At 55.6% G+C, this 24,838-nt stretch carries 25 protein-coding genes; 12 read left to right on the plus strand and 13 right to left on the minus strand.

Annotated features, from left to right (window positions below; all coding sequences use genetic code 11):
• Positions 1-9: 9 nt before the first annotated feature.
• Complete coding sequence (gene dctP / locus C1J02_RS01515; RefSeq protein WP_114876827.1) at positions 10-1,017, minus strand: TRAP transporter substrate-binding protein DctP; 1,008 nt, start codon at positions 1,015-1,017, stop codon at positions 10-12.
• 104 nt (positions 1,018-1,121) lie between these two features.
• On the minus strand, positions 1,122-2,177 hold the full coding sequence (locus C1J02_RS01520) for a Gfo/Idh/MocA family protein (RefSeq protein WP_114880306.1): 1,056 nt from the start codon (positions 2,175-2,177) through the stop codon (positions 1,122-1,124).
• A gap of 156 nt (positions 2,178-2,333) precedes the next feature.
• Here C1J02_RS01520 and C1J02_RS01525 point away from each other — a divergent pair, with 156 nt between their 5' ends.
• Positions 2,334-2,996: a GntR family transcriptional regulator gene (locus C1J02_RS01525; protein WP_114876828.1), complete on the plus strand. Its 663-nt coding sequence runs from the start codon at positions 2,334-2,336 to the stop codon at positions 2,994-2,996.
• A 384-nt stretch (positions 2,997-3,380) separates the two neighbouring features.
• Here C1J02_RS01525 and C1J02_RS01530 read toward each other — a convergent pair whose 3' ends face one another.
• Entirely contained in the window at positions 3,381-4,301 is a 921-nt protein-coding gene (locus tag C1J02_RS01530; RefSeq protein WP_114876829.1) for a LysR substrate-binding domain-containing protein, read from the minus strand.
• 125 nt (positions 4,302-4,426) lie between these two features.
• On the opposite strand from C1J02_RS01530, the gene C1J02_RS01535 reads away from it, so the two are divergent.
• The 9 genes from C1J02_RS01535 to C1J02_RS01575 all read left to right on the plus strand — a co-directional run bounded on the left by C1J02_RS01535 (position 4,427) and on the right by C1J02_RS01575 (position 13,783).
• On the plus strand, positions 4,427-4,936 hold the full coding sequence (locus C1J02_RS01535; RefSeq protein ID WP_114876830.1) for a TRAP transporter small permease: 510 nt from the start codon (positions 4,427-4,429) through the stop codon (positions 4,934-4,936).
• The gene (locus tag C1J02_RS01540; protein WP_114876831.1) at positions 4,929-6,215 is read left to right on the plus strand and encodes a TRAP transporter large permease; all 1,287 of its coding nucleotides are present in this window, start codon (positions 4,929-4,931) and stop codon (positions 6,213-6,215) included. The genes C1J02_RS01535 and C1J02_RS01540 overlap by 8 nt, the downstream gene beginning before the upstream one ends.
• 28 nt (positions 6,216-6,243) lie before the next feature.
• Positions 6,244-7,248: a TRAP transporter substrate-binding protein gene (locus tag C1J02_RS01545; RefSeq protein WP_114876832.1), complete on the plus strand. Its 1,005-nt coding sequence runs from the start codon at positions 6,244-6,246 to the stop codon at positions 7,246-7,248.
• Positions 7,249-7,322: 74 nt separating this feature from the next.
• Positions 7,323-8,831, plus strand: a complete 1,509-nt coding sequence (locus tag C1J02_RS01550; protein WP_114876833.1) for a sulfatase — start codon at positions 7,323-7,325, stop codon at positions 8,829-8,831.
• 613 nt (positions 8,832-9,444) lie between these two features.
• Complete coding sequence (locus C1J02_RS01555; protein WP_114876834.1) at positions 9,445-10,692, plus strand: MFS transporter; 1,248 nt, start codon at positions 9,445-9,447, stop codon at positions 10,690-10,692.
• A gap of 95 nt (positions 10,693-10,787) precedes the next feature.
• Positions 10,788-11,264, plus strand: coding sequence for a VOC family protein (locus C1J02_RS01560; RefSeq protein WP_114880307.1), 477 nt, complete (start codon positions 10,788-10,790; stop codon positions 11,262-11,264).
• Between the two features lie 112 nt (positions 11,265-11,376).
• Positions 11,377-12,483, plus strand: coding sequence for a class II histone deacetylase (locus tag C1J02_RS01565; RefSeq protein WP_114876835.1), 1,107 nt, complete (start codon positions 11,377-11,379; stop codon positions 12,481-12,483).
• Between the two features lie 8 nt (positions 12,484-12,491).
• A complete protein-coding gene (locus C1J02_RS01570; RefSeq protein ID WP_114876836.1) occupies positions 12,492-13,070 on the plus strand; it encodes a nitroreductase family protein in 579 nt (192 codons plus the stop codon).
• Complete coding sequence (locus C1J02_RS01575; RefSeq protein ID WP_114876837.1) at positions 13,055-13,783, plus strand: EI24 domain-containing protein; 729 nt, start codon at positions 13,055-13,057, stop codon at positions 13,781-13,783. The genes C1J02_RS01570 and C1J02_RS01575 overlap by 16 nt, the downstream gene beginning before the upstream one ends.
• Here C1J02_RS01575 and C1J02_RS01580 read toward each other — a convergent pair.
• Both C1J02_RS01580 and mce read right to left on the minus strand, forming a co-directional pair.
• Positions 13,722-14,009, minus strand: coding sequence for a DUF1467 family protein (locus C1J02_RS01580; RefSeq protein WP_114876838.1), 288 nt, complete (start codon positions 14,007-14,009; stop codon positions 13,722-13,724). The genes C1J02_RS01575 and C1J02_RS01580 overlap by 62 nt on opposite strands.
• Positions 14,010-14,012: 3 nt before the next feature.
• The gene (gene mce / locus C1J02_RS01585; protein ID WP_114880308.1) at positions 14,013-14,417 is read right to left on the minus strand and encodes a methylmalonyl-CoA epimerase; all 405 of its coding nucleotides are present in this window, start codon (positions 14,415-14,417) and stop codon (positions 14,013-14,015) included.
• A gap of 128 nt (positions 14,418-14,545) precedes the next feature.
• Here mce and C1J02_RS01590 point away from each other — a divergent pair, with 128 nt between their 5' ends.
• Positions 14,546-15,265, plus strand: a complete 720-nt coding sequence (locus tag C1J02_RS01590; protein WP_114880309.1) for a response regulator — start codon at positions 14,546-14,548, stop codon at positions 15,263-15,265.
• A gap of 31 nt (positions 15,266-15,296) precedes the next feature.
• Here the strand turns inward: C1J02_RS01590 and C1J02_RS01595 are convergent, their stop codons facing one another.
• Entirely contained in the window at positions 15,297-16,022 is a 726-nt protein-coding gene (locus C1J02_RS01595) for a GNAT family N-acetyltransferase (protein ID WP_114876839.1), read from the minus strand.
• A 517-nt stretch (positions 16,023-16,539) separates the two neighbouring features.
• Between C1J02_RS01595 and C1J02_RS01605 the strand changes: the two genes are divergently transcribed.
• Positions 16,540-17,016 (plus strand): hemerythrin domain-containing protein, encoded by a 477-nt coding sequence (locus C1J02_RS01605; protein WP_114876841.1) that lies wholly within the window; start codon positions 16,540-16,542, stop codon positions 17,014-17,016.
• A gap of 35 nt (positions 17,017-17,051) precedes the next feature.
• Here the strand turns inward: C1J02_RS01605 and aspS are convergent, their stop codons facing one another.
• The 7 genes from aspS to C1J02_RS01640 form a co-directional block, all read right to left on the minus strand.
• Positions 17,052-18,902 carry an aspartate--tRNA ligase gene (gene aspS / locus C1J02_RS01610; RefSeq protein ID WP_114876842.1) on the minus strand — a complete coding sequence of 617 codons (1,851 nt, stop codon included), beginning with the start codon at positions 18,900-18,902 and terminating at the stop codon, positions 17,052-17,054.
• A gap of 54 nt (positions 18,903-18,956) precedes the next feature.
• On the minus strand, positions 18,957-19,241 hold the full coding sequence (locus C1J02_RS01615) for a hypothetical protein (protein WP_114876843.1): 285 nt from the start codon (positions 19,239-19,241) through the stop codon (positions 18,957-18,959).
• Positions 19,231-20,286, minus strand: a complete 1,056-nt coding sequence (locus tag C1J02_RS01620; RefSeq protein ID WP_254693182.1) for a hypothetical protein — start codon at positions 20,284-20,286, stop codon at positions 19,231-19,233. The genes C1J02_RS01615 and C1J02_RS01620 overlap by 11 nt, the downstream gene beginning before the upstream one ends.
• Positions 20,283-20,687: a DUF4383 domain-containing protein gene (locus tag C1J02_RS01625; RefSeq protein WP_114876844.1), complete on the minus strand. Its 405-nt coding sequence runs from the start codon at positions 20,685-20,687 to the stop codon at positions 20,283-20,285. The genes C1J02_RS01620 and C1J02_RS01625 overlap by 4 nt, the downstream gene beginning before the upstream one ends.
• The gene (locus tag C1J02_RS01630; protein WP_114876845.1) at positions 20,684-22,171 is read right to left on the minus strand and encodes an FAD-dependent oxidoreductase; all 1,488 of its coding nucleotides are present in this window, start codon (positions 22,169-22,171) and stop codon (positions 20,684-20,686) included. Before C1J02_RS01630 ends, C1J02_RS01625 begins: the two co-directional genes overlap by 4 nt.
• 174 nt (positions 22,172-22,345) lie before the next feature.
• The gene (locus tag C1J02_RS01635) at positions 22,346-23,668 is read right to left on the minus strand and encodes a GH1 family beta-glucosidase (protein WP_114876846.1); all 1,323 of its coding nucleotides are present in this window, start codon (positions 23,666-23,668) and stop codon (positions 22,346-22,348) included.
• 3 nt (positions 23,669-23,671) lie between these two features.
• Positions 23,672-24,715: a substrate-binding domain-containing protein gene (locus C1J02_RS01640; protein ID WP_114876847.1), complete on the minus strand. Its 1,044-nt coding sequence runs from the start codon at positions 24,713-24,715 to the stop codon at positions 23,672-23,674.
• Between the last annotated feature and the right edge of the window lie 123 nt (positions 24,716-24,838).

Below are 24,838 nucleotides of genomic sequence, written 5' to 3' on the forward strand. Positions count from 1 at the left end.
TTTTAGCTCTTAGTTGCCGAGTGCGTTGATCGCGTCCAGCACACCTTCGGGCCAGCTGGCGGCGAATTCGCTGCCGACATACTGGGCCTGAACATGCGTGCGGAAAGCGGCCAGATCAGGTGTATAGACTTCCACGCCATTCTCTTCGAGGAAAGCGGTCAGGCTGCCTTCCAGCTCCAACTGACGCAGACGACCCACAGACGCCGCCGCATCAGCTGCACGCTGAACCGTCAACTGCTGCTCGGGTGTCAGCGCGTTGAAAGTCGCGGCGGAAATCGCGATGTAGTTCAGGTCAACAAGGTGTGACGTCAGGGCGATCTGGTTGGTCACCTCGTAGAACTTGCGATCCACAACGGTTGGAAGCGGGTTGTCCTGACCGTCAATCGCGCCGGTGGACAGGCCAGTATAAACCTCGGTGAATGCCATTGGCGTAGGTGCTGCACCCAGTGCGGCCCCAAGGAACTGCCACGCATCTGTACCCGGCATCCGCAGGTTCACGCCAGCAAGGTCGGCAGGTGTCTGCACGTCCAGCTCTTCGCGGGTCTGGCGCAGGTTTACGTGGCGCTGGCCCAGATACATGACGGACAGCAGGCGCACGCCAAGCTCTTCTTCGACTTTCGCTTTGAACGGGTCCATCAGCGGATCGTTAAAGACGCGGACCTGATGAGCCGCGTCCTGATGCACATAACCCGTCGCGAAGATGGAGAATTCGGGGAAGAACTGTGCCAACTCCTGTGCGGATGTGATCGACATCTCAAGGTTGCCACGGCTGATCGCGTCCAGCTCTGTGCCTTGGTCGAACAGGGTCGCGTTGTAGGACGGCTCGTAGGATGCAAAGCCTGCAACCGATGGGCCAAAGACTTCAGCGAGAGCAACCGAACGTGCGTCGGTTTCGGAACCGGATGTGGCCATGCGCAGTTGAACCGCGTGGCCATCGGCAAAGGATGGGGCAGCGGCGACTGTGCCCGCGGCGATCAGTGTAGCCATCGCAAGACGGCGGGTCATTGTAAGTGTCATTTTGTCCTCCCAGACGTTTGTAGGCCCGTAAGGGCAGTTTGTGTGGCACATTAATGCCTCATTTTTCGCATTTCGCAATACATTTTACAAAATATCGGATATTTTTATTCGGCAGCGTTGGAAGACTTCCCCCCAGTGCCTGTCAATGTGACGGTCTGTTGCGTCTGCGCTGCGACCTGTATCGCCTCAACAACACTCAATGTTTTCAAGCCTTCTTCGCCAGTGACCAAAGGCTCGGCTGCACCGCGAATGACCTGTTCGAAGTGGGCGATCTGGTTGATCAACGGATCGGACGAACTTACTGGCATGGCCGTGGCCGTGATCGGATTCCACCAGCTTGTACCGCCCTCATGTTGCCAAAGCCGCATGTCGGGAATCGACAAGGCCCCCTCAGAGCCACCGATTAGGTAGCAAGATTCGTTTGTGGCCGGATAGATTGGATATTCCCGTGATGTCAGCTCCCAGCTCCATGGCGACACCACGCTGTCGGACACAGTTATCGTGCAGACCGCTCCGCTTTCGAACCGCAGAACGGCGGCGGCAAGGTCCTCGTTTTCAAACCCGCGCAGGGACGGCGCCATTTGCGCCTGAACCGTGACAACTTCGCCCAGAAAGTGACGCATCAAATCGACGTCATGCACAAGATTGACAGAAATCGGCCCCGCACCCGCCTTTTTACGCCAAGGTGCGGCGTCAAAATAGTCATCCGGCTTGTAAAACCAGCATGTCACCTGGGCCGCGCGGACCTGCCCGATGGCCCCGTCCTTAATGAGTTGTGCGGCCTTTTGGATGATCGGATTGTGCCGCCTGTGATGCCCCACCAAAATTGGCACGCCATTGCGGAGGGCAACAACAATGAGCTCCTGCGCATCATCTGCCGAGGCCGCCAATGGCTTTTCGATCAGTACTGGAACGCTTCGCTGGACGCACTCCATCGCACCCTCGACGTGCAACAACGTTGGCGTTGACAAAATCACGCCATCGACCGCAACGGCATCAAACATTTCACTGAGTGATTTGAAAACAGGCACTGGTTGTTCCGTCGCGCCGAGTTCCACCACAGCAGCAAGGTCAACCCCGTCCACTTGACTGATCGCTGCGATGTGGCGCTGCCCCACAAGGCCGGCCCCTACGACCGCTAATTTCTTTGGCTGCGCCATCTGTTCCTCATTCTTCAAATTTGACATAGGCTAGCAGAGTTTAACAGATTCGCAATAATATATGAGATTTTTATTATCCCCCTATTTTATCACTTGTTGAGGAATATCGGATGATCGTGTTACCATCTGCAAAACACGCAACTCATGAGGCACGGCATGTCCCAATCTTCTCCAACCGTCGGGGCAAGCACCTATGAGCGGATCAAGCAAGACATCATCTTTGGTGAACTCGTTCCGGGATCGAAGCTGAAACTCGACGGGTTGCGGGATCGTTATTCTGCCAGCGTCTCGACATTGCGCGAAACCCTCAATCGCCTTGCCAGCGAAGGGTTCGTGCAAGCAGCCGAACAACGCGGCTTCTTCGTGCGTCCTGTTTCAGCGGATGACCTGACCGAGATTGCGGAGCTGCGCATCTTGCTGGAGTGTTCGGCGCTTGAGACGTCAATCGCCTGCGGGGATGCCGACTGGGAAGGAAATCTGGTCGCGGCACACCACAAATTGCACCTGATCGAACAGAAGATGCTGGATGGTGACAAATCGCAAAAAGAGGTGTGGAAACGCTATGACTGGGAATTCCATCAGGCCCTGATCCGTGCATGTAATTCCGAGAATCTGCTGGCGCTACATGGCACGATCTTTGACAAATACCTGCGGTATCAGATGCTTGTGCTGACCTATCGTGGCGCTGTCGCCGTGGATGAACACAGGTTGATGTTTGAAGCCGCCCTTGCACGGGACATCCCAAAGGCCAAGGCCACGCTCGAAACACACATCCGGCTGGGATTGGCGCATACTTTGGCAGCGATGGAAAACCTGTAGTCATTTGCCGCTGTGTCGCAGAAAATAGCCATGACCCGCCCGAGGCACCATTCGCAGCGCGGCCCAAGTCAAAAGCAGTCATTGAAGATGCGACAAACCTTAGACGACGCGGACTTGTGCAGGTGTAGCTATTGCTCACGCAGCATTTCTTCGCAGTTGCGGCAGGTTTACCTCTTTGATTTGGTCAATGTCGTCAAAGCAGCCGTTTAAATTTAGCGTTCTTGGTGGATATCCAATCGACAGCTCGTGGCGGTCCATTCCATTGATCGCGACGCGGGCAAAGCAGTCGGTTGTGAGTGGTGTTACTTTAGCGGAAACCGTCCCAATAATTGCACTCAAACCACATATTGAGGGCCCAACAAAACGAAAATCCAAATAAATGATTCAACCTCCTCCGGTCTGATGAGCAAGCTGCCGAAGCAAGTCGGCAAAACGCCGGGCAGAACCTGACAGCGCTTCGTTGGTGCGCGTGGTCAATCCGATGATCGTCTTAAGCGAGCCGTGATCTATCGACAATTTCGCAAGTGTTCCACGTTTAAGATCCTGCGCGACCAGACCTGCGGGGGCGAACCAGATCGCCTCTGTTATTGCTGAAAAATTGCGGGCCAGACCGTCGCTAAATGTCTCAATGATGAGCGCCGTCGGTTTGATACCATGGGCAAAAAAGAAGCTGTCGACGCTGTCGCGCACAGTTGACCCAACAGGCGTCACGATAATTGGATATTTCGACAGGTCCGTTACATCAAGTGCATCCGTTTGAAAGAGGGGGTGAGAGGGCGCCGTGACCGCAACAACGCTTTCCTCATATAATTGCTCGAACGAGAGGCCGACGGTGTCACGGGTGATGATCCTGCCGACGATCAAGTCCAGTTCACTAGCACGAAGCGCGGCGGCAAGGTCTTCGTAGTGGCCGGTGACCACGTCGACATTGGCGCGTTCGTCAGGCCCGAATAATTCCTTGAGAGCATTTGGCACGATAGAGCCCGCCGCCGTTGGCAGGGCACCAATGCGCAACCGATGTTGCCGTTGTTCGGGCTCTTCGACGGCGGAAATAGCCCGATTGAAAGACAACAGGCTTTCAGTGGCATGTTGATGAAAGCGTTCTCCGGCAGCGGTCGCACGGACACCTTTTTTGCTGCGCTCCAGAAGCCTCACACCAAGCTCTGCCTCCAACTCGCGCAGGGATTTTGAGACTGCTGCAGGCGTGACATTCAAAGAACCGGCGGCACTCACAAGACTTCCTTTGCGCAGAATCTCTAAAAAGACCCGCATATGCCGCAGCCGAATGTTCAGAAACTTACCCATATCCAACCTCGCACAACCAAATGGTTAAGCATAATGTTACAATAATTCGTTTTTCATATCCATATAGTTTCCTTACCCTCTGAGCACGGGGATCGGCTGACTCTTTGTCAGTCACAGGGGGGACTATGGACAACGAAGATCATCACGGTCCGCTGATCGACACGACGATCCCGCGGCGCATGCCTGAGTTCATCATCGGTGCAGGGCTGCTCGTGGTTTTTGTCGCTTTGACAGTGACACAAGTTGTCACACGCTATGCTCTGAACGCGCCACTGCAATGGACGGAAGAATTGGCGGCGCATCTTTTGATCTGGATGGTTTTCATCGGCGCAATTGGTGTCCATCGCCGCGATACGCACCTGCGTGTCGAGATGTTGGACGAATGGGTGCCGCCGCGTGTGGTTGCGGGTATCCGTCTGGCGTTTGACTTTGCAGTTCTGATTGTCCTTGTCCTGATGGTGAAATCCGGTTGGGACCTGTATCAGTCGATGCGTTTTGACAAGCTGCCCGCGCTACGCTGGCCAATCCGTAACATCATCATTATCGCGCCGATTGCCTCGGCAATTATGGCCTTTTATTCCGTCGGCCACATCATCGGCCGCATCAAATTGCTGCAGGGTAAAACCGATGGATAACCTTATCCTCTATCTTCTGGCGCTCAAACTGATCTTGCTGTTCGCGGGCTTTCCGATTGCGTTTTCGGCAATCCTTGTGTCGATGCTTTACCTCTTTGTTGAAGGCATTCCGCTCTCGCTGGTCGCACAGAAAATCTCGTTCTCGATGGCGAATTTTACGTTGCTGGCGATACCGCTATTCATGCTTGCCGGTAAGATCACCACCGCCTCTGGCATCTCCGACAAAATCTTTGATTTTGCTTTGCGAATTGTCGGGCGCATTCCGGGTGGACTTGGTCATGTAAACATCGCGTCCAGCCTTATCTTTTCTGGCATGTCCGGGTCGGCTTTGGCAGATGTCGCAGGCCTGGGAGAGATCGAATACAAGGCCATGACCCGCAAAGGGTACGATCCCGATTTCTCGGTGGGGGTAACGCTGGCATCGTCTGCCTTGGGTCCGATGTTGCCGCCCAGCCTGCCGATGGTGATTTTCGGCGTGGCGTCAGGGGTGTCGATCACGGGCATGTTTGTGGGTGGTATTTTGCCTGCCTTCCTCATCGCGGGCGCGTTGATGGTCTATGTCTATTTCATCGGCAAGCGCGACGGTTATGTCGACAATAGCTGGGATGGGTGGACCAATTTTGCACGCGCTTTCTTTGGCGCCCTTCCTGCATTGTTGACGCCTGTGTTGATTGTTGGCGGCATGTTGTCGGGGGTGTTTAGCGCCACAGAAGCCGCGACCGCCGCCGTGCTTTGGATTTTGTTTGTGTCCTTCGTGATCTACCGCAGGCTGAGCCTTAAGGGCCTATATGCGGTCTTATATGAATCGGTGACGGAAACGTCGCGTCTGCTTTACCTGATCGCGACAGCGCTGCTGCTGGGGTGGGTTTTGACGGACGCGCACTTGCCCCAGATGATCACCGGCTGGTCCTCAACGACATTCTCTTCGGGATGGACGTTCATGTTGTTCGTCATCCTTCTGATGCTGCTGCTTGGCGCAATCATCGAGAACGCGATCCTGATCCTGATCCTTGCACCGATGCTGACACCTATCGCCATCGGGCAATTCGGCATTGACCCGATCCACTTCGGTGTCTGTGTCGTGTTTTCCATCATGCTTGGCCAATTCACGCCGCCCATCGGACTGTCACTTTTTGTCATGCGTGGCATCACCGGCTGGAAGCTTAGCCGTGTGTCTCTCGCCGTTGCGCCGTTCCTTATCCCACTGATTATCAGCCTCGTGATTATGGTGCTGTTTCCAGCCATCATCATGACACTTCCAAGGGCCTTCGGGCTTTGAACCGGAAACTAAAAATAGGGAGGAAACCATGTTTCTGAAAAAAATCGCAATCAGCGCAGTTCTGGCCATGTCGGTCGCCGTGCCGCAGGCCTTTGCGCAAGATATCACGCTCAAGCTCGGCTACGTCGACAAACCAAACGAGCCACGCGGCATGGGTTTCGCCCGATTTGCCGAGTTGGTCCCGGATTATACCGATGGCCGCGTTGCGATCGAGTTGTTCGATAGCGGCCATTTGGGCAACGACCGCGAGATGTTCAACCAGTTGCTGACAGGTGCCATCGACTTGGGTAAGCCAAGCTACCCGATCCTGTCTGATGTGGTACCGGAAATGTCTGTGTTTCTGGCGGGCTATTTCTTTGACAGCTATGACGATCATCTGCGTTTGGTCGCGGCGCCGGAATTCGGCGGGGAGTGGAATGCGCGCCTTCTTGACGAAGCGCAGCTTCGGATCATCGGCAACAGCTATCAAGGCGTGCGAAACGTAACGCTCAACGGTATTCAGCCACGCAGCCCAGCCGATATGGCAGGAATCAAGCTGCGCGCGGTGCCAAACCCGATGGCTTTGGCCGTGGTGTCCGGTCTGGGTGCAAACCCAACACCAGTTCCGTTCCCCGAGCTGTTCCAAGCGCTGAGCCAAAATGTTGTCGATGGGCAAGAAAATCCGCTGCCGACAATCTGGGCGAATAAGTTCTATGAGGTGCAGGACACTTTGGTGCGGACTGATCACCAGATCGCCAGTGCGCCAGTCGTCGTAAATGAAGCAAGCTGGCAAAAGTTGTCAGCGGAGGACCAAGAAGCCGTCACGCGTGCGCTGACCGAAGCCATGGATTACGCCCAAGAGCTGGGGATGGAAATGGAAGCGGGGCTCATCGAGCAACTTCAGGAACAAGGCATGACCATTGTCGAGCTGACCGATGAAGAGAAGGCAGCCTTCATTGCATCCGTGCAGGCCTCTGTCATCGAAACCTTTGACGGAGAGGCATGGCCGGCCGGTTTTGCCCAATCCGTCATTGATTTTGCAGCTGCAGAGTAGATCAAAGATGGTGTGGCGGGCATGGGCTCGCCACGCCTCCATTTGAGACCAAAGATGTCAAAGGGCCTAAAATCATGCGCACAATCTTCGTTCTATTTGACTCACTCAACCGCTCTGCGCTTGGCACTTATGGCGGATCCATTGACACACCAAACTTCGACAGGCTCGCGGAAAAATGTACCGTTTTTGACAAGCACTATATTGGATCCATGCCTTGTATGCCTGCGCGTCGCGATATGCACACCGGGCGTCTGAATTTCCTGCACCGCAGTTGGGGGCCGTTAGAGCCTTTTGACGACAGCTTTGTGGTCAAGATGCGGGAAAATGGGGTCTATACGCATCTCACGTCCGATCATAATCACTACTTCGAAGACGGCGGTGCCACGTATCACAACCGCTTCAATACTTACGATTTCATCCGTGGACAGGAAAGCGACGCATGGGTGGCGATGGTCAAACCTCCTATGGAGCGGTTTCGCGAAATGTATCACGAACGCCAGTTTGGTGGCGCGCGCTCGACCCAACGTGTGCAGGGTATGATCAACGAGACAACGCTCAAGGCCGACAAGGATTTCCCAATCCATCAATGTTTTGACGCGGCGCTGAACTTCCTTGATATGAACGGCAAAGAAGATGGTTGGTTTTTACAGCTTGAATGTTTTGATCCGCACGAACCTTTTGCCGCACCCGAAAGCTTTCGCGAGAAATTTAGGGCCGATTACACTGGTCCGATTTACACATGGCCACAATATCGAAATTCGTCCGACGACACTGCCGATGAGATCGCGGAAGTACGCGCGAACTATGGGGCGCTTGTGGCGTTTTGTGACCAACAGCTTGGCCGTTTGATGGATTACCTCGATGCCAATGACATGTGGGAGGACACGTCGATCGTGTTGACCACGGATCACGGGTTCATGTTGGGTGAGCATGAATGGTGGGGCAAGCTGCGCATGCCGTTCTTTAACGAGATCGCGCATATTCCTTTGATGATCCATGACGCCCGCAAGCCTGATTCATGGGACACTCGGGTCTCAGCCCTAACGCAAGCCATTGATCTGTCGCCGACGCTGTTGGACCTGTTTGACTTGGAGGCCTGCGAACACACGCAAGGCAAATCGATGTTGCCGCTTTTGAACGGAGAGGCTGAGGAGATCCGTGATCTTGCGTTGTTCGGCGTCTTTGGCGGGGCGATTAATGCGACTGACGGCAATCACACCTATTTCCTTTACCCAGAGGACATGGAAGATCAGCCGATTTTCGAATATACATTGATGCCGATGCATTCGACGAGCCTGTTTGAGGTTCGCGAGTTGGAGCACGCTGAATTGGTGCGCGGATTTGACTTCACCAAGGGTGCACCGCTCCTGAAGGTTCCCGCGCTCAAGGATGCCAAGCGGCCGCCGATGCAAGGCGGGGGGTTTGCAGAGACCCATACCCGTCTTTACGATCTGAACGACGATCCAAAGCAGGATAGTCCTGTTCGCAATGCTGAAATCGAGGCCTGGTTTGACAACAAAATTCGCTGCGAAATGCAGCGTCACGAGGTGCCCAACGAGGCCTACAGCCGCTTCGGATTGTGAACGATCTCAGACTTACTATCTTTTGTAGTCTGCCTTTATGTATTGCTATCTGTCATCGCCGAAAAGGCATGATCGAGGCCATTGCGAATAGGTGTTTCAAGAACGGCCTTTGCGGTCTTGGTATCCCGGGCAAGTGAAGCGTCAAACATGGTTCGGTGTTTATCGACAGCGATTTGACCCTGTGCAAGCGTTTTCGGTAAAAACAAGATAGTAATTCTGAAAGACGTAATGGCCTGAGAATTGAAGTACAAACCATACCAAACGTTGGGTGAAGTCTAAGGTCTGCCGACCACCGGATAGCTCCTTTGAGAGCGATTTTCTCTGTCCGAAATCTGCACCATTATTGCTATCGTCGCGCTGTGCCTTGCCTGAACGGCGGTTTATCTCGCCGCGCTGTAGCGGCAGTTTTCGCGGGATCGCAGCGACGATGTCTCTGCGAGCGCACGCAGCGAGAAAACTGAATTCACAGTGTGGGCTCAAAGCCGACCTTGGATGACGATTGATCGCCCCATCATCCCGCAAGAATTTCCAAACATCTCTGGCGCTTTCCCCCTTGACCTCCGCTCCGAATGATCAGCCAAATCGGGTTGAACCGTTTGGAAAATCCTCCGCCATGACCACAACCGCTTTCGCCCGTTTTGTCGCTGCATCTGGCCTGACCAACCTAGCAGATGGCATAGCGACTGTGGCATGGGCATGGCTGGCCTCCCTGCTGACACGTGACCCGCTTTTGATCGCGCTGGTCGCCGTCGCGCTGCGGCTCCCTTGGTTTTTTTTCGCCATCCCGGCGGGCGTCATCACCGACCGCGTCGACCGCCGATTGCTGATCCTGCGCATGGACATGCTGCGCGGTGTGGCATTTGCCTTTGCGGCTGTTGCAATCTGGACTGCTGTGCCGCTGGCACCGCCGACAACAGCGCTGACCCAACCCGGTCTTTATATCGCCATCCTTTCCGCTGCCACGATTGTCGGCATTGCCGAAGTGTTCCGAGACAATGCGGCGCAGACCATGTTGCCCGCGCTGGTGCCACAGGACCGTTTGGAAAAAGCCAACGGCAGGCTGTGGAGCGTCGAACTGGTCGGCAACGCATTGCTCGGCCCCGCATTGGGGGCGTTTTTGATTGCCGCAGCCTTGCCGCTGCCCTTCGCCGTCGGGGCGCTTGCCTATGTCGCTTCCGTTTTTCTTGTACTGGGCATCGCAGGGCAGTTTCAGCCTGCGCCAACCCAGACGCGCAATTGGCGGCGTGAATTGAAAGAGGGGTTTCAATTTCTCTGGGGCGCGCAATTGCTTCGGTCGCTGGCGTGGATCACCGGGGTGTGGAACCTATTGTTTCAGATGGTGATGATTGCCCTGGTCCTGCATGTGCAGGAAAATCTGGGTCTTGATGCCCGCGCCTATGGTCTGATCCTGGCCGCCGGGGCACTGGGCGGCATTGCCGGCGGTTGGTGGGGCGATGCGGTCATCACCCGACTTGGGCCAAAGCGGACAGCCCAGTGGATGTTGCTCGCATCCTTCCCGGCCTTTCTCGGCATCGCCTATGCGCCCGGCCCGATTGCACTCGCCGTTGTTCTTGCAGCGTTTGAATTTACCGGGCTGGTCTGGAACACCGTTTCCGTGTCTTACCGCCAACGCAAGATACCCGATGCCCTGCTTGGTCGGGTCAACAGTCTCTATCGGTTGCTGGCGTGGGGCATGATGCCTGTTGGATTGCTGCTTTCCGGTCTTATCGTGCGCATTGCCGAAGGCACGCTGGCGCGCGACGCCGCACTGACTGCACCGTTTCTGACGGCCGCAGTTGGGGCACTGATGCTGGCCCTTGCCGGGTGGCGCGCGCTTGACAGGGGCTTTGCCGCTGACTGAACCTTGCAGCATTGCACATGAGACCTGCATCTGTGCGACTCGACAGATTGCGCACCCAGGGGCATCTTTTGCCGGATCATCGAAAGGAATTTGTTATGACCTCTGCCCATCCTCAAGTCGGTCACGTGCACCTCAGGGTCTCTGACCTTGACCGCGCAATTGCTTTTTACCGCGATGTCCTCGGCTTTGAGGTGACACAGCAGTACGGCAAACAAGCTGCGTTTCTGGGTGCCGGGGGGTACCACCATCATATCGGTCTGAACACATGGGACAGTGCCGGTGCCACGCCACCGCCCTCAGGGCACACCGGGCTTTATCACGCGGCGTTCCTGTATCCTGATCGCGCCAGCCTCGCGACGGTTCTTGGGCGCGTTTTGGATGCAGGTATCCCTTTGGACGGGGCGGCAGATCATGGCGTCAGCGAGGCGATCTATCTGCGCGATCCAGATCAAAATGGTGTCGAGCTTTACCGAGATCGCGCGCCCGCCGACTGGCCGCGGGATGCGGACGGAAACCTCGCCATGATGAATGATCGGCTCGATATTCCCGCGCTGCTGGCCGAAGCTTCTTAGGACATAGGTGCACCGGCAGAAAAACCGACGTTATACCGACGCCATTTGGGGCCATGGACAATCATCCCCCTCTGGGCCAGTTTCCTCAGCAAGCAACAAAGGGCACCCCATCATGGCAACGGGTTTTTTCTGGGACGAGAAGTGCTTTTGGCACGCGGGCGGCAATTACACCTTTACCATGCCCATCGGTGGTCTGGTGCAGCCCTTGGCCGCAGGAGGCCTGCCAGAAAACCCCGAGACCAAGCGGCGATTGAAGAACCTGATGGACGTCACCGGATTGATCCGCGATCTGGACGTGTGCAGCGCTGAAATGGCTCCTCGTGAGGCGCTGGAGCGGGTGCACCCTGCGTCCTATCTGGATGAATTCAAACGCCTGTCAGATGGGGGCGGCGGCGAACTGGGCCTCCGCACGCCTTTTGCCCAGGGGGGGTACGAAATTGCAGCCCTGTCTGCAGGTCTGGCTGTTGCCGCCGTGGATGCCGTCGCGAGCGGTGAGCTGCATAACGCCTATGCGCTCTGCCGGCCACCGGGGCATCATTGCCTGCCTGATTTTCCCAACGGTTTCTGCCTCTTGGCCAATATCGCGATCGCGATTGAAGCGGCGCAGGCCAAAGGGATGGCCAAGCGCGTGGCCGTCCTGGATTGGGATGTGCACCACGGCAACGGGACCGAAGCGATCTATTATGACCGTGATGACGTCCTGACGATTTCGCTGCACCAAGAGGGGAATTATCCCCTTGATACCGGCGCTTTGGCTGACCGGGGTAAGGGTGCGGGCGATGGATACAACATCAACCTGCCGATGCATGCAGGGTCTGGCCACACCGCCTATCTGCACGCAATGGACCGCATCGTGATCCCCGCGATTGAAGCATTCAAGCCTGATATGATCATTGTCGCCTGCGGCTTTGACGCCGCAATCATTGACCCGCTGGCGCGGATGCAAGCCACGGTGAAAACCTTTGCGCAGATGACCAAACGGATCAAACAGACCGCTGAACGCCTATGTGATGGAAAATTGGTTTTGGTGCATGAGGGCGGTTATTCCGAGGCCTATGTGCCATTTTGCGGACATGCAACAATCGCGACTTTGGCGGGCAGTGCGATTGATGCCGGTGATCCACTTGCCGTTGCGCATGACAACCGGCAACCGACACCCGCTTTTGATGCCTTCCTGCGGCAGTCAATTGACGATATGGCAAATCAACTGAACCACTGAGATATCCCATGCCTGACCCCAATCCTGATGCCTTGCTGTTTTTGCAAACCCGCCGGTCGCGCCCTGCCAAAACGTTGGGATTACCGGTCCCTGACCGTGGCGCTTTACTGCTATTGCTGACCGCTGCGGCTCGAACCCCGGACCACGGAAAATTGGAACCTTGGCGGTTTATCGTTCTGGAACGCGGCGCAATGGCGCGGCTGGCTGGCGTTGTGGAAACCCGTGGTGCGGCACTGGGTCACGCAGCTGAACAGATCGAAAAAGGCCGCAATCAATTTGATCAGGGTAATTTGGCGGTGGTTGTAGTCGAAGTGCAAAAACCGTCCGAGAAAATTCCCCCTTTGGAACAAACCTACTCTGCTGGGGCGGTCTGCCTTTCACTTCTGAACGCATCCCTTGCCGCCGGATGGGGGGCCAATTGGCTCAGCGGTTGGCCCGCGCATGATCGCGGGTTCATGCGGGACGGTCTGGCGCTTGAGGATCACGAACGCATTGCCGGGATCATTCATATCGGCACCGAAACATCGCACCCGCCCGAACGCCCCCGTCCAGACCTCGAAAGCATCACATCATGGGTATCTCAGTGATATTGCAATCTTTTGGCTTGGCGGTGGGACAATTGTCAGACGCACAGTTTCGCCGGGTGTTTTTGATCGGTATTGGCCTGTCCTTGGCGCTGTTGATCGGCGCGACTGCCGGGTTTTCGTGGTTTATCGAGTGGGTCACCCCGGAAGAGGCGTGGCTGCCTGTTTTGGGCGAAGTCAGATGGTTGAATGACCTGCTTTCATGGGGGGCCGCATTTCTGCTGGCCTTCCTGTCGATCTTTTTGATGGTGCCGGTTGCCTCTGCCATCACGTCGATGTTTCTGGATGACGTCGCGGATGCGGTTGAGGGCGTACACTATCCCGATCTGCCGCCTGCACACCGGACATCCTTTGGCGATGCCCTGCGTGATACGGTGAATTTTCTGGGCGTGCTGATCGGGGCAAACCTGCTCGCGATTGTGCTTTACCTGCTTTTTGCCCCAGCCGCGATATTCATTTTCTGGGCGCTGAACGGATTTTTGCTTGGCCGTGAATACTACACGATGGCCGCGATCCGACGGGTCGGGCGCAAACGCGCCAAGGCGTTGCGGCGCGAGAACTTTGGCACCATCTGGCTGGCCGGTATTCTAATGGCGATGCCGCTGTCTGTACCGCTTTTGAACTTGCTGATCCCGATTTTGGGGGCTGCGACGTTTACCCACTTGTTCCACTTGTTGCCACAGGGTGAAGCCAACGCTCAATATCGTCCACGCTGATCCAGCCAGACAGGATGATCCCCGCGATAATGCACCACAGAATCACCGCGACAAACGTGGTCCACAGCGCCTTTTTCTTAAGGTGATGATGTTCCGGCGCGCCCGCATGGGTCCCCGGCACCACGTCCTTTAGATCGCCTTGGGTCTGCACCCGGATCGGCAACGCAACAAAGAATGTCATGAACCAGATGATTGCAAACAAAACGAGACCAGAGACGACACCCATACCCTAAACCTCTTCCAACTCGACCAAGGCACCGTTGAAATCCTTGGGATGCAGGAAAAGCACCGGCTTGCCATGCGCGCCAATTCTGGGTTCGCCCGTCCCCAATACACGCGCACCCGTTGATTTCAGATGATCACGGGCGGCAATAATATCGTCGACTTCATAGCAGATGTGATGAATACCACCCGACGGGTTCTTTTCCAGAAACCCTTGGATTGGGCTGTTTTCACCCAAAGGATAGAGCAATTCGATCTTGGTATTGGGCAATTCGATAAAGATCACCGTGACGCCGTGGTCTGGTTCGTCCTGCGGCGCGCCAACTTTCGCACCCAGCGCGTTGCGGTATTGGTCTGCTGCCGCGTCAAGGTCTGGCACGGCGATGGCCACATGATTAAGGCGTCCGATCATCATAATGCTCCGTTGTTTTGCAAAGCTGCTTATGGCGAGCAGAGCCACCAAGGGCAATGCGTCACATTAACCTGCTGTTAGCCAACACCGCGTAACCATGGGTCCGTTAAAAGATGTTGGAGGCTTTGATGGATACCATAGACCCGTTTGCGGCGAACATCCCCGCGCCCACCGCTGCGCGCCCCTTGCTTGGGCTTACAATTCTGGTTGTCGAAGACAGCCGATTTGCTTGCGAGGCGATGCGATTGCTCTGCCTGCGCTCGGGTGCGCGGATCAGGCGTGCGGATTGCCTGCGCTCTGCCCGGCGACATTTGCAGGTCTATCGCCCGTCGGTTGTCATCGTGGATCTGGGGTTGCCGGATGGGAATGGTGTCGATCTGATTGCTGAATTAACGGAATGCCAACCACGCGTAGAAGCCATTTTGGCAATGTCCGGTGACGGCCATCTTGAGGGTGATGCATTGGCGGCGGGTGCAGATGGATTTCTGGCCAAACCCATAACGTCAATCGCGACGTTTCAAGAATGTATTCTAGCCCTGTTGCCCGCGGACCGCCGCCCCACAGGCCCCCGCGAAATCACTGATGAATTGGTCGTTCCCGACAAGATCGCCTATCAGGATGACATAGCCCATATTGCCGATGTGCTGGACGACCCGCCTGATGAACACGCATTGGATTACGTGGCACAATTTCTAAGCGGCGTTGCCCGTTCCGCCCGCGACGAAGGCCTTGAACAAGCGGCGCAGGCGCTCGCCACCAAACGCGCGCTTGGCCAGCCATCAGGCTCTGAAGCGGCGGCAATCGCTGGAATGATCCAAAACAGGTTGGCCCAAAAAATCGCTATTTGACTACACCGAGCAGCACGAGCAGATGTGGAGTTTAAAGCGTTGGGTCGCTTGTCGCCCGCACCAGTCCTGTCAAATCACCCAAGCGTTCAATCTGAACCCCTTCCGGAGTAAAATTACTGGGTGACAGCCAGGCTTCAAAGGCCTCCCTCAGCGCGGGCCATTCTTTGTCGATGGCGGCAAACCAGGCGGTGTCACGATTGCGACCCTTGATCACCAGCGCCTGTCGAAACACCCCCTCAAAACTGAGGCCCAGTCGCTGTGCGGCCCGCCGCGAAGGTGCGTTGAGCGCGTTGCATTTCCACTCATAGCGACGGTATCCAGCCTCAAATGCCCATTTCATCATCAGATACATCGCCTCGGTCGCGGCACGCGTCCGTTGCAATGCAGGGCTGTAACTGATGCTACCAACCTCGATAGAACCGCTTTTGGGTGCAATGCGCAGATAACTTGCAACCCCTTCCCAGCAATCGGTCTCAAGATTGCGGATGGCGTAAAAAAGTGGATCAGAAAGCCCCGCATTATCTCGGACCCAGCGGTGGTACTGCGACGCGGACGAATACGGCCCGTCCGCCATGTAATCCCAAATATGGTCATGGCCATCAAAGCTGCGAAACAACAAGGCCGCGTGTTTCTCAGCCGTCAGTGGTTCCAAACGGGCGTAGCGCCCGTTCAGGATTTCGCCAGACGGCATGGCTGGCGGCGTCCAGTCCCGTACGGGCGCGCCAACTGGGCGGTCAGATGTTGTATTCCTATTCATAACATCACGTTAGGGGCATGCCCCGAGACCGCCAAGCCCTATTCATCCGATCACGCCAATCTAAAAAGTCAGAGTTCTGGCACGCCGCTTCCCAATTGGTGCCATATTTTATGGCAATCCTCTATCAAATGGGAACGGGGGTTCGTGTCGAAGTGGAATAACGATGTCTGGTCCCGAAATGCTGCGTTTCTGCAAAGAAGCATACTGTGACTTTAGAGTTGATTGGATTGTGCTGACCGCATCCCTTGTCGGACTTGCCATTGTAATCATCGCATCATTTCACGCCGGTGACGGCGGCCTTGTAGCAAACATGGGCAATTATTTCGTAGCTGACATAAGCGACACCTAAAACACTGCCTGCGCGCCCTAGCCGAATATCAAGCGTCCGGCGCTTCCACTTCCCATATTTTCAATTCTGATTTGCAGTGGGTGCTAAATTCCTGGCCATTGTCCTCCGTATGATGGAACCGATCAAAGAGGAAGGCGTTTTCCAGCAACGCAGCTGAAAGGAAACCGCATGCCATCAATTTATGACGCCATCAAAGACGACCATGACAAACATCGCAAACTGCTGGATCAGATCGCTGAGACCAGCGGCGACAGCAAAGAGCGCCGAGAAGCATGGGACAGTTTTTACCACGATGTAAAATCTCACGCCGCAGCAGAAGAAGAAACATTCTATTCCAAACTGATTTCTAAGACCTGGGGCCAGGATGCTGCGCGCCATTCTGTTCATGAGCACCAGCAACTTGATGATATCATGGAAGAATTGCACGAAATGGATATGTCATCTTCCGGCTGGCTGACCCGGTTCAAAACGCTGAAGCATGATTACGAACATCACATGGAAGAAGAAGAAAAAGATGTCTTCAAACGGGCCCAAGAAGTAATCGACGCCAGCGAAATCGAAGGGTACGGCGCGCGTTTCGAGGCGCGAAAAAAAGAAGAACGCGGATTGATCGACAAAAAACGCAAAGACAGTCTGGAAGACTAACAAAAAAAGGGCCGCTTCACCGCGGCCCTTCTTGCTTATTCCTGTGGGATCACCCGCAGACCCAATTCCATCAATTGATCGGTGCTCGGATCACTTGGTGCGTTCATCATCAGGTCTTCGGCGCGTTGGTTCATCGGAAACAGAATGACCTCGCGAATGTTATCCGCATCGGCAAGCAACATCACAATCCGGTCGATCCCAGCCGCACATCCGCCGTGGGGCGGCGCACCGTATTGGAATGCGTTAACCATCCCACCGAAGCGCTTGCGCACTTCCTCTTCACCGTAGCCTGCTATTTCAAAGGCCTTGAACATAATCTCCGGCTTGTGGTTTCGGATCGCGCCGGACACCAACTCATACCCGTTGCATGCCAGGTCGTATTGATACCCAAGCACCTCAAGCGGATCACCCTGCAATGCGTCCATCCCGCCCTGTGGCATGGAAAACGGGTTGTGTTCAAAATCAATCTTGCCGGTTTCCTCGTCCTTTTCATAGATCGGGAAATCGACAATCCACGCAAAGGCAAAGCGGTTTTTATCGGTCAGGCCCAGGTCTTCACCAATGACATTGCGTGCCCGGCCAGCAACGCCTTCAAACGCTTTTGGCTTGCCACCAAGAAAGAACGCCGCATCACCCACATTCAGACCAAGCTGTTCGCGGATGGCTTCGGTACGTTCAGGGCCAATGTTCTTGGCCAAAGGCCCTGCTGCCTCCATGCCGCCTTCGACCTCACCGGATTTCAGCTTGGCTTGCGCCTCTTTGACGCTGATGCCCAGTTCCTGTGCCACTGCATCTGCTGTCTTTTCACGCCAAAAGATATAGCCCATGCCGGGCAGCCCTTCTTTTTGCGCAAAGGCATTCATCCGGTCACAGAACTTGCGGCTGCCACCCGTGGGTGCGGGAATGGCACGAATTTCGGTGCCTTCTTGCTCCAACAGCTTTGCAAAGATCGCAAACCCGGACCCTGCGAAATGGTCGCTGACAACCTGCATTTTGATCGGGTTGCGCAGGTCTGGTTTATCCGAGCCATACCAAAGGGCCGCGTCCTTGTAAGAAATCTGTGGCCAATCCTGATCCACTTTACGGCCGCCGCCGAACTCTTCAAAGATACCGCCAATGACCGGCTGGATCGTGTCAAACACGTCCTGCTGGGTAACAAAGCTCATCTCAAGATCAAGCTGGTAAAAGTCAGTGGGCGAGCGGTCGGCGCGTGGGTCTTCGTCCCGGAAACAGGGCGCAATCTGGAAATATTTGTCAAAGCCGCTGACCATCAGCAATTGTTTGAACTGCTGAGGGGCTTGCGGCAGCGCATAGAATTTACCGGGATGCAGGCGCGAAGGCACCAGAAAGTCACGCGCGCCTTCAGGGCTGCTGGCGGTGATGATCGGGGTCTGGAATTCGCGGAACTTTGCATCCCACATCCGCTTGCGCATAGAGGCGACAACGTCAGACCGCAGGACCATATTCGCCTGCATCTTTTCGCGGCGCAGATCGAGATAGCGATAACGCAGGCGCGTTTCCTCTGGATATTCCTGATCACCAAAGACCTGCAACGGCAGCTCGGCCGCCGCACCCAACACTTCGATATCGCTGGCGTAAACTTCGATCGCCCCGGTGGGAAGCTTGGGGTTCACCAGACTTTCGTCGCGTGCCTTGACGGTGCCGTCGACGCGGATGCACCATTCGGACCGCGCCTTTTCAAGCTCGACAAAGGCTGGGCTGTCGGCATCGCAGATCACCTGGGTGATGCCATAATGGTCGCGCAGGTCAAGAAACAGAACGCCACCGTGGTCGCGCACACGGTGAACCCAACCCGACAGGCGGACGGTGTCGCCCACGTTTTCCTTGGTCAATTCGGCACAGGTTTGGCTGCGATAGGCGTGCATGGCGGGTCCCCTTCGAGGGCTGAAATTTCTCGTGGCAGGTACACCTTTTGAGGCTCAGGAAGTCAAGGGCACGCACCCCAAAAGTCCTGCCGGTAGGACGACAATTGCGCCTGCGCGGTAGAGTGCCGCACCAAACCCGCTCATTTCGCTGATCAAAGTCACGCTGACCGCGTTCTGAGACAGGATCGCCACCCCTTGTGGCAGGTCGTTCAGAAACGTGGGGTCAGGGAACATGACCAATGCAGCAGGTGCCGCGTCGGATACCAGCATGACACCTGCCAAAACAGCGAGCCATCCAATCACAACGGCAAAGCCTGTCAGGACAATCTTAGTAATCATGCACATATTCCAATTGCGCGGGACCCGCCGCAATCGCGCGCAACTGATCCATCAGGTCCGGCAGCTTGACCAATAACAAATGCCGATAATCCCTGTATCCTTGCCGTGCAAAGCTGAAAATTGCACCGTTCATTATGGCTTGGTCGGAAATTACAGTCAGCATGATGTCGTCATTGCCTGCCATTTCAACAACATCCACACCGCGTCCTGCCATAACCGCCAAGAGCCGCGTCAACGCACGGTACCGGATCGTTTCGATTTCCGTACCCTTGTCGGTTCGCCCGATGACGGCAATGCCCTCCAAGCCGTTCAGGAAACGAAGGTCAGGCCCTGTGACAATCATCCGCAGGGTCAATTCATCGGCACCCGTCGCGGCAACAGCCGCAGAAATCACCCCCGCATAGGCGGCTTTGGCCCCATATTCAGCGCCCAGCGCAAAGCGGCGTTCACGGTCACGCAAGGCATCCGTCGCGGCAAGATATAGCGCGGAACGATCACCGTCGAAATCCCATTTGTACCACGGCACTTGCTGCAAAAATGCAGCGTAATCGGCGGCCTGGCTTGCAGACAGATCATCCAGCGGTGCGTGTACTGACCCACGCAAAAGGGTGAAAACGCGTCCTATGGTTTCTTCATATGCAGCTTTTAACGCCAGTTCGGCGGTAAAGCTGACACCGATCACATAGACCAGCTGTTTCGTTTCGCCATCCACACCCCAATGTGACGCTGCCTGTTTCTTCAAGGCACAAAGCGACGACCAATAGGTGCGCACGGCGCGAAAATAGCCGAAATCATGCGGATCGTCCGTTTGGATCACCCGCGCATAATCGTCATAGGCGTGCACGATGTGCCATTCGGGATAGGTCAGCAATGTACGCGCCTCTGCCCGGTGATGTTCCGGGGGCAAAAGGGACGTATAGCTGTTTTCGACCGTGTCGCCACGACAGCCAAATTCGACCCACGCCACAGGCAAAAGCAATGCTGCGATCAAAAAGGCCGCACTGATCGCAATCCGCAGCAGCCATTTGCCCAGTCGACGGATCATGCGCGGTCCAGCTTCCAGACTGACAACAGGGCAAAGCCGCCAAGTGCGATATGCGGCAGGTTCGCAAGGATACGGAATATCGTGAACGACATCCCCTCTGAAGCGTTGGTGAAGATGCCAAGGTCAAGATAACCATAGCCGGTGAAGAACCCGAACACCCCATCGCCCAGATAAAGCGCGCCGAAGATCAACAGAAACATCCGCGATGCACGATGCGAGATCAAAGCAGCGGCCAGCGCCCAAAGCGCCGAGGCGACATGCAGCGCATCATCAAATATATCGAGGGCAAAGATGCCGAAAGCGCGGCCTTCAGCATCGGTCAGACCGGGAATATAGTTCAGCGATGCGGCCCCCATCAGGGCCAGAAAATAGCCGATCGCGATTTTTTGCAAAGTGGTCATAGCTGCTCCAGATAGCTGTCCCAAAGGTTGTTTCGAAAGATCATGTCAGGGTCGAGGGCACGCTTGGCGGCGGCAAATGCAGCAGCGCGGGGATAGGCGCGTTCCAGTTGCGCAACGGTGGGGTGTGGGCGATATGGCAGATAGTACGCGCCGCCAATGGCGATGATCCCGTCCACCAGATCGCGGGTCATACGCGCCATGTCCGCCTCAGCCCGCGCGGTCATTTCCTGAGAAAACGACATGACAGCGGCGATGCGGGGAACCGTGGCATAAGACAGCCAGCTTTCCTTGTCGGTATTGATGAACCGCAGCGTGACGTTCAAGAACTCTTGGTATGACGACGGGATCACGTCGCGGCACAGCGTCAGAAAATCGGGAAACCTGTCAGGGGCCACAAAATATTCGTGCAAAATATCTGTTCGGGTGTCGTCGCGGTCATCCAGCGTGATCACCGGCTCATTGATCAACGAATTGCGCGTCGTCTCACCACCACCCAGCGATGTGCCAAGGTCTGTTTCAAACCACCAGCGCAGGTCCTTCATCCGCTCATTGCCCAGTTGTGCGCGGTACACATAGCTGGCGATTTTCGACATTGTGCCAGATCCGGACGCGGCGGGCAGATCAGATTGATCATCGGTAGCGCGATAGGTGATCATGAGCGCGTGTTTGAAAAACTCGGCGCGCGACACGTTCAGGCGTCCGTAGGCCATCGTGACTTCGGGATCTTCGAGGGCTTGAATAAAGGCGATCCCAAAATCCTCGGCGGGCATTTCGGTGAATGATGGTTTGAGCCGGGTGTTTTGCTCCATTTCGACCTCCATCGACACGATGGCACCGGTCAGGCCGTAGCCGCCCATGCTCTGATCAAAGAGCGTGCTGTTTTCAGTACGCGAACAGGTAACGAGCGACCCATCCGGGGTGATCAGGTCAATGGATTTGACCGTCGATCCCATCGGGCCAAACGGCACGGGCCAGCCATGGGCATTCACACAGAAAGTCGCCGCAACACCAAAATCATTGTTGGATTGCATGACCTTGGGCGAATATCCAATCGGATCGATCGCCTTGATCACCTGCGCCCAGCGGGCCCCGGCGTGGGCGCGGTATGTTCCTTGACTGGTGTCTGGCTCGATCAAGCCATTGTCAAACGTGATCGCATGACCGTCCAATGGGATCGCCTGACCGCCCATTGAATGACGCGCAGCACTTACATTGACCGGGCGACCATTCTCGCGTGCCTCTTTTATCTCGGCCCGAAGTGCCGCGACGAGGGTCTCGCCGGGGTCATCCTTGAGGATGATATGTTTGTGAACGGGCGTTTGGCTCAACAGGCTGGCATCGTTAAGCGTGCCGGGTGGGTTTGTCGTGGCAGTCGATCCCGCGCCGTCCAATGTCGGATTATGCGATGCCAAACCGCGATAACCAAGAGCACCCAACACCGCCCCTGACCCAAGCAATGCCGCCCTGCGTGTCCAATTCTTCATCCGCAAAAATGCCTTTCCACAACTCTTATCACTGCTCAGTCTGGTGCAGAAAAGCCGCCATTGAAACGGGGTAATTCCATACCTTGAACAATGTTCATATATTTACTATCTGGACAGGCCAAGTGTGATTTAGGCTGAGCTTAGACCGCTCAGATCAGGCCTAATTCTGGCGTCTCAACCTGAAAGTGCGGACTTTAAGGCCATATAAGACGCCTTTGGTGTGCGCCGGAGCGTTTCAAAATCGACATGTACCAAGCCAAACCGCTTTTCATAGCCGAGCGCCCACTCGTAGTTGTCCATCAAAGACCAGACCATGTAGCCCCTAAGGGGCACACCCGCCGCAATCGCTTCTTTGGCCGCCGCGACATGGCTGTTCAGATAATCAATGCGTCCCTGATCATTCACCACGCCATCCACCAAATGATCGTCGTTAGCCATGCCGTTTTCGGTAACATAAAGTGGCAATTCACCAGTATATTCCTGCGCAGTTCTGATTAGAAAATCACGCAGCCCTTGTGGGTATATTTCCCACGCCATCTGCGTTTTGGGTAACGGGCCGGGAACCTCGTGATGTCCGGGCCAGGGGCCATCGTCGGGGGCGATTATCTTGCGGGTGTAATAATTGATACCGCACCAGTCGACTTGCGATCCAATGGTGTCGAAATCGTCCTGCCAGCCGTCCGGCATATGTGGGCCCAGCCCTTCCATCACATTGTCCGGATAGCGGCCCTTAAAAACACCCTCCAGAAAAAAGCGGTTGTAATAGCCATCATAAAGCGCTGCCGCCTGCGCGGCTTGCGGCGTCTGATCGACGGGCGTGGCCCATTCCATGTTAAAGACCGCACCAAGGTTTTCCATGCCCAGTCCGCGCATCGTCTGGATTGCACGACCATGCGCCAGCAATACGTGATGCATTGCCCGTGCCGTGGCACGAATGTCGCGCAATCCCGGCGCGTGATGGCCCAGAAAATGCGACAGCCACCCGACGCACCAAGGCTCATTGATTGGGGCCACGCTGTACATCCGGTCGCCAATGCGCCCCATGATGGTTTCGGTGAAATCGGCAAACCACCCGGCAATATCACGGTTCCGCCATCCCCCCACATCGGCCAGCGGTGATGGCAATTCCCAATGATAAAGAGTGGCACAGGGTTTCAGCCCGCGTTCCAGCATAGCGTCTGTTAAACGGTCGTAAAAATCCAGCCCCTCAGGGTTTGGCGTACCGCGACCCGTTGGCAACACACGCGCCCAACTTGTCGAGAACCGGTAACAATCAAACCCCGCCGCCGCAACCAGATCGAGATCCTGTTCGTACAGGTGATAATGATCACAGCCGATATCGCCATTTTCCGCACGCACAACATTTCCAGGAGTCGCGGCAAAGCTGTCCCAGTGAGTTTTCCCAGCCCCTCCATACGCGTGGCCTTCGATCTGGTAACTGGACGTTGCGGCCCCGAACTTAAATCCGGCTGGAAAGTCTGAGCGTTTGAATTGCATTTCTTACCCCTGTACCAAGGCGTGCCGAGATACCGGTTCTGTTGAATATCCCACCGTCAAATCCACCTCGAGAAGACGCGTGACCGGTTCCATCGAAGGATCTTGAATATAATCAAGCAGCATTTTCGCACATTCGCGACCTGCATCGCGCACGGAAGACCGGGTGGCCGTAAAGATCGGAACCCCCTCACCGTTTTTGAGATACGACAGATCGTCGTCATGGGTAATGACCGACACATCCCGCCCCATTTTAAGCCCCGCATCTTCCAATGCCCGGCGCACGCCAATGGCCGAGATCATCGAAGAGGTCAAAAAAGCCGTTGGCGCAGCTGGTAGGCTCAGCATCTCGCGGGCCGAGCGATAGCCATAAATCTCGGTCATTTCCTCACTGCGCATGAGCGCTGGATCCGGGTCAATATGCCGATCCTTAAGCGCCTGCACATACCCATTTCGCCTGCGATGGGCGAAGTCCATCTCTTCCAATCCATTGATCAAAGCGATGCGGCTGTGCCCCAGATCAAGCAGGAATTTCGTTGCCCGTTCAAACGCACTTTTGTTGTTCACGTCCAGCCACGAATATCCGCCCTCAATGTCCGAGGCGCGGCCATGCACCACGAAAGGCAACCCAATTTCATGTAAAAGTGCGATCCGTTGATCATTCATGCGCGGCCCGTGAACGATAATTCCGTCCACTGTCCCCCGTGATTTCAGGTCGCGGTAAACCCGTTCTTCATCGCCATCTGGCACCAGCTTGAGAAGCGTATCATAACCACGTGAGGAATAGGTTTCGCCCGCACCAGCGATAAAGTCGCCAAAGACCGGATTGACCATTTCATGACTTGATGTGACCGGGATGACATGACCAATGGCCATAGCCCGCCCGGTTGCAAGGCTCTTGGCGCGCATGCTGGGCCTGTAGTCATACTGTTCTGCCGCCTGCTGCACCCTTGTGCGCGTGGCCTCGCTTACATCTGAATAGCCATTTAGCGCCCGGCTGACCGTGGTCTGAGATAGATTAAGTATTTCTGCCAGTCTCTTGAGGTTCATCTCTTACCGCCAAATCGCTTTGGTTATTGCCCCTTTTTACGGACATCGCAAGATCAGGTCAAAGGAAAGTTTTGGGTTGCCATCGAGTTGAACAACAAGATTGAGCCTTGTCAGTATACATAT

The sequence above is a fragment of the Sulfitobacter sp. SK011 genome (genome assembly GCF_003352065.1).
GTDB lineage: Bacteria > Pseudomonadota > Alphaproteobacteria > Rhodobacterales > Rhodobacteraceae > Sulfitobacter.

Bases quoted from the DNA above. Each gene is read 5' to 3' on its own strand.
- C1J02_RS01565 (WP_114876835.1), top strand. From the start codon at position 11,377: ATGGCAACGGGTTTTTTCTGGGACGAGAAGTGCTTTTGGCACGCGGGC.
- C1J02_RS01630 (WP_114876845.1), bottom strand. From the start codon at position 22,171: ATGAAGAATTGGACACGCAGGGCGGCATTGCTTGGGTCAGGGGCGGTG.
- C1J02_RS01530 (WP_114876829.1), bottom strand. From the start codon at position 4,301: ATGGGTAAGTTTCTGAACATTCGGCTGCGGCATATGCGGGTCTTTTTA.
- C1J02_RS01540 (WP_114876831.1), top strand. From the start codon at position 4,929: ATGGATAACCTTATCCTCTATCTTCTGGCGCTCAAACTGATCTTGCTG.
- C1J02_RS01640 (WP_114876847.1), bottom strand. From the start codon at position 24,715: ATGAACCTCAAGAGACTGGCAGAAATACTTAATCTATCTCAGACCACG.
- C1J02_RS01635 (WP_114876846.1), bottom strand. From the start codon at position 23,668: ATGCAATTCAAACGCTCAGACTTTCCAGCCGGATTTAAGTTCGGGGCC.
- C1J02_RS01545 (WP_114876832.1), top strand. From the start codon at position 6,244: ATGTTTCTGAAAAAAATCGCAATCAGCGCAGTTCTGGCCATGTCGGTC.
- C1J02_RS01620 (WP_254693182.1), bottom strand. From the start codon at position 20,286: ATGATCCGTCGACTGGGCAAATGGCTGCTGCGGATTGCGATCAGTGCG.
- C1J02_RS01535 (WP_114876830.1), top strand. From the start codon at position 4,427: ATGGACAACGAAGATCATCACGGTCCGCTGATCGACACGACGATCCCG.
- aspS (WP_114876842.1), bottom strand. From the start codon at position 18,902: ATGCACGCCTATCGCAGCCAAACCTGTGCCGAATTGACCAAGGAAAAC.
- C1J02_RS01590 (WP_114880309.1), top strand. From the start codon at position 14,546: ATGGATACCATAGACCCGTTTGCGGCGAACATCCCCGCGCCCACCGCT.
- C1J02_RS01580 (WP_114876838.1), bottom strand. From the start codon at position 14,009: ATGGGTGTCGTCTCTGGTCTCGTTTTGTTTGCAATCATCTGGTTCATG.
- C1J02_RS01570 (WP_114876836.1), top strand. From the start codon at position 12,492: ATGCCTGACCCCAATCCTGATGCCTTGCTGTTTTTGCAAACCCGCCGG.
- C1J02_RS01525 (WP_114876828.1), top strand. From the start codon at position 2,334: ATGTCCCAATCTTCTCCAACCGTCGGGGCAAGCACCTATGAGCGGATC.
- C1J02_RS01520 (WP_114880306.1), bottom strand. From the start codon at position 2,177: ATGGCGCAGCCAAAGAAATTAGCGGTCGTAGGGGCCGGCCTTGTGGGG.
- C1J02_RS01625 (WP_114876844.1), bottom strand. From the start codon at position 20,687: ATGACCACTTTGCAAAAAATCGCGATCGGCTATTTTCTGGCCCTGATG.
- C1J02_RS01595 (WP_114876839.1), bottom strand. From the start codon at position 16,022: ATGAATAGGAATACAACATCTGACCGCCCAGTTGGCGCGCCCGTACGG.
- dctP (WP_114876827.1), bottom strand. From the start codon at position 1,017: ATGACACTTACAATGACCCGCCGTCTTGCGATGGCTACACTGATCGCC.
- mce (WP_114880308.1), bottom strand. From the start codon at position 14,417: ATGATCGGACGCCTTAATCATGTGGCCATCGCCGTGCCAGACCTTGAC.
- C1J02_RS01550 (WP_114876833.1), top strand. From the start codon at position 7,323: ATGCGCACAATCTTCGTTCTATTTGACTCACTCAACCGCTCTGCGCTT.
- C1J02_RS01615 (WP_114876843.1), bottom strand. From the start codon at position 19,241: ATGATTACTAAGATTGTCCTGACAGGCTTTGCCGTTGTGATTGGATGG.
- C1J02_RS01575 (WP_114876837.1), top strand. From the start codon at position 13,055: ATGGGTATCTCAGTGATATTGCAATCTTTTGGCTTGGCGGTGGGACAA.
- C1J02_RS01555 (WP_114876834.1), top strand. From the start codon at position 9,445: ATGACCACAACCGCTTTCGCCCGTTTTGTCGCTGCATCTGGCCTGACC.
- C1J02_RS01605 (WP_114876841.1), top strand. From the start codon at position 16,540: ATGCCATCAATTTATGACGCCATCAAAGACGACCATGACAAACATCGC.
- C1J02_RS01560 (WP_114880307.1), top strand. From the start codon at position 10,788: ATGACCTCTGCCCATCCTCAAGTCGGTCACGTGCACCTCAGGGTCTCT.